Here is a 6,312-nt window from a genome sequence, read left to right as displayed (position 1 = left end):
GGTCCCTGGTGTCGCCGATGTAGCTGCGGACGTCGTCCGGCCGGCCGTCGAGGTTCATGTCGGCCGTGCGGGCCCGGCGGGCGTCCCAGCGCAGGGAGATCGCACCGAGGATCGCGGCGAGCACCGAGGCGCCGAGGATCGCGATCTTCGCCCCGTCGGTGTGCTCCGAGTCCCCGAAGGACAGCTCGCTGATCAGCAGCGACACGGTGAACCCGATGCCGGCCAAGAGCCCGACGGGCAGCAGGTCGCGCACGCCGATGCCGTCAGGCAGGCGCAGTGGCGTGATCCGGGTGATCAGAGCCGTCGTCCCGAGCACGCCGAGGAGCTTGCCCAGCACCAGGCCGGCGGCTATCGCGGCGACGACCGGCTGGCTGATCACGGCGCCCGGCCCGTCGCCGTCGACCAGCGACACGCCCGCGGCGAAGAAGGCGAACACGGGCAGCGCGATGCCGGAGGAGAGCGGCTTGAGCCGGTGTTCGTACTGGGTGGTGCGCGACGTCGCCTCGCCGTGCAGGGCGAGCGCCGGGACGGTGAAGCCCAGCAGCACACCCGAGATGGTCGCGTGGACGCCGGACGCGTGCATCAGCGCCCACGCGACCGCGGCGAGCGGCAGCAGCACGAACCAGCGCGGCTTGCGCGACCGAACGTGCCACAGGAAGAGTGCGACGCAGACGAACGTGCCGAGCAGAGAGAACCAGTGGATCTGGCTGGTGTAGAAGATCGCGATGACGACGATCGCGAGCAGGTCGTCCACGACGGCCAGCGTGAGCAGGAAGGTCCGGATCGCCGTCGGCAGGCCGCGGCCGAAGATGGCGAGCACGCCCACCGCGAACGCGATGTCCGTGGCGGTGGGGATGGCCCAGCCGTGCAGGGCGGCGGGATCGCCGAGGCTCAGGACGACGGCGGCGTAGATCAGGGCGGGGACGGCCATACCGCCGACCGCCGCGATCATCGGGACGCCCGCTTCCTTCGGGTTGCGGAGGCTGCCGGCGACGAACTCCTGCTTGAGCTCCACGCCGACCACGAAGAAGAAGATCGCGAGCAGGCCGTCCGCGGCCCAGGTGCTGAGGGACAGGTCCAGGTGGAGCGGCAGCGGCCCGATCGCGGCTGGACCGACCACCGTCGCGGACAGTGCCTGGTAGGCGTCCCGCCAGGGCGAGTTCGCCCAGAGCAGGGCGAGGAACGCGGCCCCGATGAGGAGCGCACCGCCAGTGGTCTCGCGGGAGGCCCAGGTCCGGAGACGCTGGATTCGGGTGCGGGCGACGGCGTCAGAGCTCAACGCTGGTCCTCTCGGTTTTGCGGATCGTCGGAGCAGGACCGGTCGACCCGGCCCACGCCGACCAGACTTCCCGGCACACCCTGCACTTCACCCTACTCGGAGGCCAGTTCCGCGCAGGCCGTGCGCAGCCTGGTGATGGTGTTCCAGTTCCGGGCGGTGGTCGGCACGCCCGCTGCCTGGTCGACGACCTTCGGTGTGAGCTTCGACCGGCCGATCCCGTCCACGTAGTGCACGTACAGCACTCCCGCGCCGGTCGCGAGCAGCTCGCGGCCCGCGTTGGCCAGGTCGAGGCGGGCGATGCCCGCCTCGACCAGGTCGCCGAACGGGACGTGCACCTGGAGCTGCGCGGGATGATCCCGCGCGGCGGCGGCGAAGGGGTTGGCTCGGGCTATCGCCTCCAGCTGCCCGGCGCTCAGGGCGACGGCGGCCACGTCCTGACCGAGCCGCTCGGTGAGGCAGCGCTGCACCAGGTCTCCGACGTCGGCGGGCGTGCGGGCACCAGAGGTGCCCGGCGTGACCACGAGGTTGCCGCTGTTGAGGAGGGCGCGGGCCGCTCCGAGGCCGGCGTCGGCGGCTGCGCCGATCAGGTCGGCTGACGTGACGCGCAGGCCGGGTCCGACGTTGACGGCCCGGAGGAGGACGGCGAAGGAATCCATGCGTCCCATCCTGGCGCTTCGGCGAGCCTTCCAGCGAGTTTTGCGATTCCTTGGGGTAACCGTCAAGTTATTACCAGCGTGTGAACAGTTCGTGACAACTTGCGACCCGCCGGGGCGCGGGTCTGGTCATGGGATGGCAGTGCGCGTAGTTTCCATTTCAGGGACGGCACCCAGTCGCCCCTTCGGGAGGCCAACCTATGGAGTGCTCGCTCCGTGGAGAAGGGCCGGTCCCGGCTCTGCGCCACGACGCGGCGTTCCGAGTCGGTCATCCGGCCCATCCACCAGCCCCGGTTCGTCCGGGTCGGTTCCGCCGACAGGCGGTACTCGCCAGGTAGTGACGAGGCTGTCACGGCGCTTCGGCGCCGGAGGGAGAACCGCAGTGAGCCAATCCGCACACACCCCCCGTCCGTCCGACCAGAGTGCCGACGCCGCTTCCGGCGCGGCAGGTGACGATCGTAGGACCTTCGTCATCGACACGTCTGTGCTGTTGAGTGATCCCAAGGCGATGTTGCGGTTCGCGGAGCACGATGTCGTTCTCCCCATCGTCGTGATCACGGAGCTGGAGGCCAAGCGCCACCACGCCGAGCTCGGGTACTTCGCCCGGAGCGCCCTGCGGATGCTGGACGAGCTGCGCGTCCAGCACGGCCGCCTCGACGCGCCGGTCCCCGTGGGGGACGCGGGCGGCACGCTGCGGGTGGAGCTCAACCACGTGGACCCGACGGTCCTGCCCGCCGGGTTCCGGCTGGGCGACAACGACACCCGCATCCTCGCGGTGGCCGCCAACCTCGCGGCCGAGGGCAACAGTGTCACGGTGGTCTCCAAGGACCTGCCGATGCGGGTGAAGGCATCCTCCGTCGGCCTGCAGGCCGAGGAGTACAAGGCCGAGCTCGCGGTGGACTCGGGCTGGACCGGGATGCGCGAGATCGACCTGTCCGACGAGCAGATGGGCGCTCTCTGGGACAACGACTCGGTCGAGATCGCGGCGCTGGACCCGGCGACGGTCGAGGCCGCCTCGCCGCTGCTGGTGCACACGGGGATGGTGGTGCACTCGCCGGGCGGTTCCGCGCTCGGCCGTGTGACGGCGGACAAGCGGGTGCAGCTCGTCCGCGGTGACCAGGAGGTGTTCGGGGTCCACGGGCGCTCGGCGGAGCAGCGCGTGGCCATCGACCTGCTGCTCGACCCGGACATCGGGATCGTCTCGCTCGGCGGCCGGGCCGGCACGGGTAAGTCGGCGCTCGCCCTGTGCGCCGGCCTGGAGTCCGTGCTGGAGCGGCAGAAGCACCGCAAGGTGGTCGTGTTCCGGCCGCTCTACGCGGTGGGCGGGCAGGACCTGGGCTACCTCCCCGGGTCGGAGTCCGAGAAGATGAACCCGTGGGCGCAGGCCGTCTTCGACACTCTGGGGGCGCTGGTCTCGCCCGCGGTGGTGGAGGAGGTCATCGAGCGCGACATGCTCGAGGTGCTGCCGCTCACGCACATCCGCGGACGATCCCTGCACGACGCGTTCGTCATCGTGGACGAGGCGCAGTCCCTGGAGCGGAACGTCCTGCTCACGGTGCTCTCGCGGATCGGCCAGGGCTCGCGCGTGGTGCTCACCCACGACGTCGCGCAGCGGGACAACCTGCGGGTGGGGCGGCACGACGGCGTCGCGGCGGTCATCGAGGCGCTCAAGGGCCACCCGCTCTTCGCGCACGTGACCCTCACCCGGTCCGAGCGTTCGCCGGTGGCGGCGCTGGTGACCGACATGCTGGAGCGGCTGGAGGTCTGACCCTTCCTACCCGTTGCACGATGTCAGACGCTCAGGTCACTCCAGTGACCTGAGCGTCTGACTTTTCGTGACTCCTGGCACGGAAGAGGCGTGCCGCCGGACGGAACCCCCCAGCCCCGCAGTCCGGCGGTACGCCTCTTCGAGTGCATGAGCGACAGTAGCAGACTTAGGTAAGGCTAACCAAAGGATCTTGCGAACCGTTTGTGGCCTGTTTCCAGGGTGACCGTCTCAATACGGGCGTTGTCTCGCTTGTCGGATATAGCATCAGGGCCATGCTGATTGCTGAAGACTTCCTGCTGCTCGCCGTCGACGACGAGACGGGCAAGACCGCCAACGTCGACAACCTGGGTGTTCGCCTCGCCGGCGCGCTCCTCGCGGACCTTGCCGCCGCGAACAAGACCCTCATGCGGGGCGCGCCGGAGGCCGGCGCGACCAAGGAGGAGCGCGAGAAGGCCGGGGACGCCACGATCCTCGTCACCGACAACGCGCCCACCGGCCACGTGGCCCTCGACGCCGCCCTGCAGGCCGCGCTCGACGCGCCCGACGCTCCCGCGCGCAAGATCGTCGAGGCCATCTCCGAGAAGGCGGAGGAGAACCTCCTGACCGCTCTCGTCGAGCGTGGGGTCCTCGAGAAGGAAGAGACCAAGCTCTTCCGCATGCTCCCGATCACCCGCTGGCCGGCCGCTGACTCGAGCCACGAGACCGCGCTGCGCGCCAACCTCACGAAGGTTCTCGTCGACGGCGCTGAGCCCGACGAGCGCACCGCCACCCTGATCTCGCTGCTGCACGGCTCGGGCCTGATCGGTGGCCTGGTCGGCAAGGAGCAGCGCAAGGCCGCCCAGGACCGCGCCGAGGAGATCGCCGGCAGCGAGTGGGGCGTCGCGACTGTTGCGACCCAGGTCGCCATCGCGGCCACGGTAGCCACCGTCGCCACGGTCGGTGTCGCCGCTGCGGCGTTCATCCTGCTGTCGAACGACGCCGACAAGACCGCTGACGCGGCCGCGCCGGCCGCCGAGCCCGTCGAAGCACCGGTTGCCTGACCTGCTGCTCGAAACCACGACGGCGCCGAAGTAGAGCGGGTGTCCGGCTGTACGCGGGCTATCGCGCGTACAGCCGGACACCCGCTCTACTTCGGCGCCGTCGCGGTCAGCGTCAGGCCTGCGGCGGGCGCGTCATCGAGAGGACGTCGAGCGCGGTGTCGAGCTGTGCCTCGGTGACCTCGCCACGCTCGACGAACCCGAGGTCGATCACTGCCTGCCGCACGGTGATGCCCTCCTTGACCGCGGTCTTCGCGACCTTCGCGGCGGCCTCGTAGCCGATCACGCGGTTCAGCGGCGTCACGATCGACGGGGACGACTCGGCGAGCGCACGGGCGCGCTCGACGTTCGCGGTGATGCCGACGATGGTCTTGTCCGCCAGCACCCGTGATGAGTTCGAAAGCAGACGGATCGACTCCAGCACGCCCTGGGCGATCACCGGGATCTGCACGTTGAGCTCGAACGAGCCGGAGGCACCTGCCCACGCCACGGTCGCGTCGTTGCCGATGACACGCGCGCACACCATGAGCACAGCCTCGGGGATGACGGGGTTGACCTTGCCCGGCATGATCGAGGAGCCCGGCTGCAGGTCGGGCAGCGCGATCTCGCCCAGGCCCGTGTTGGGGCCGGAGCCCATCCAGCGCAGGTCGTTGCAGATCTTCGTCAGCGAGACCGCGATGGTGCGCAGCGCACCCGAGAGCTCGACCAGTCCGTCGCGGGCCGACTGCGCCTCGAAGTGGTCGCGGGCCTCGGTCAGCGGCAGGCCGGTGTCCTCGGCGAGCAGCGCGATGACCCGCTGCGGGAAGCCCGCCGGGGTGTTGATACCGGTGCCGACGGCGGTTCCGCCCAGCGGCACCTCAGCGGCACGCGGGAGCGCCGACTGCAGGCGCTCGACGCCGTAGCGGACGGCGGCGGCGTACCCGCCGAACTCCTGGCCCAGTGTGACCGGGGTGGCGTCCATGAGGTGCGTGCGCCCTGACTTCACGACCTCCGCGTACTCCACGGACTTCGCCTGGAGCGCCTCTGCCAGGTGGGTGAGCGCCGGGACCAGGTCGTTCACGACGCCCGAGGTGGCGGCGACGTGCACGGAGGTCGGGAAGACGTCGTTCGACGACTGCGACGCGTTGACGTGGTCGTTCGGGTGCACGTCCTTGCCGAGCGCGGCGGTGGCGAGCGTCGCGAGGACCTCGTTGGTGTTCATGTTCGACGACGTGCCCGAGCCGGTCTGGAAGACGTCGATCGGGAAGTGGCCGTCGTACTTGCCGGAGGCGACTTCGTCCGCGGCGGCGACGATCGCCTCGGCGATGTCCTTGTCGAGCACGCCGAGCTCCGCGTTCGCGGTGGCGGCGGCCTTCTTCACGCGGGCCAGGGCCTCGATGTGCGAACGCTCGAGGGGCGTGCCGGAGATCGGGAAGTTCTCGACGGCGCGCTGCGTCTGGGCGCGGTAGAGGGCGTTCTTCGGGACGCGCACCTCGCCCATGGTGTCGTGCTCGATACGGAACTCGGTGTCGCCGGACGGGACGACGGTGTCAGCAGTCATGGATCTATCGTGCCGCAGCCGCGCCCCGCCGACGC

Annotated in this window: 5 protein-coding genes; 2 read left to right on the top strand and 3 right to left on the bottom strand. The window is 70.3% G+C overall.

All coding sequences use genetic code 11. The annotated features are described in order from the left end of the window. On the bottom strand, positions 1-1,279 hold a 1,279-nt coding region (gene nhaA, locus ACFO6V_RS20095; protein ID WP_377138450.1), incomplete at its 3' end, for a Na+/H+ antiporter NhaA. Between the two features lie 92 nt (positions 1,280-1,371). Next, entirely contained in the window at positions 1,372-1,935 is a 564-nt protein-coding gene (locus ACFO6V_RS20090) for a DUF1697 domain-containing protein (RefSeq protein ID WP_377138448.1), read from the bottom strand. A 505-nt stretch (positions 1,936-2,440) separates the two neighbouring features. Between ACFO6V_RS20090 and ACFO6V_RS20085 the strand changes: the two genes are divergently transcribed. Beyond that, a complete protein-coding gene (locus ACFO6V_RS20085) occupies positions 2,441-3,700 on the top strand; it encodes a PhoH family protein (RefSeq protein ID WP_377139165.1) in 1,260 nt (419 codons plus the stop codon). Positions 3,701-3,972: 272 nt separating this feature from the next. Further along, positions 3,973-4,740, top strand: a complete 768-nt coding sequence (locus tag ACFO6V_RS20080; RefSeq protein WP_377138445.1) for a GOLPH3/VPS74 family protein — start codon at positions 3,973-3,975, stop codon at positions 4,738-4,740. 112 nt (positions 4,741-4,852) lie between these two features. Here ACFO6V_RS20080 and ACFO6V_RS20075 read toward each other — a convergent pair whose 3' ends face one another. Continuing rightward, positions 4,853-6,277 carry a class II fumarate hydratase gene (locus ACFO6V_RS20075; RefSeq protein ID WP_377138443.1) on the bottom strand — a complete coding sequence of 475 codons (1,425 nt, stop codon included), beginning with the start codon at positions 6,275-6,277 and terminating at the stop codon, positions 4,853-4,855. Between the last annotated feature and the right edge of the window lie 35 nt (positions 6,278-6,312).

It is taken from the genome of Promicromonospora alba, assembly GCF_042654905.1.
Lineage (GTDB): Bacteria > Actinomycetota > Actinomycetes > Actinomycetales > Cellulomonadaceae > Promicromonospora > Promicromonospora alba.
This window is presented reverse-complemented; position numbering and strand designations above follow the sequence as displayed.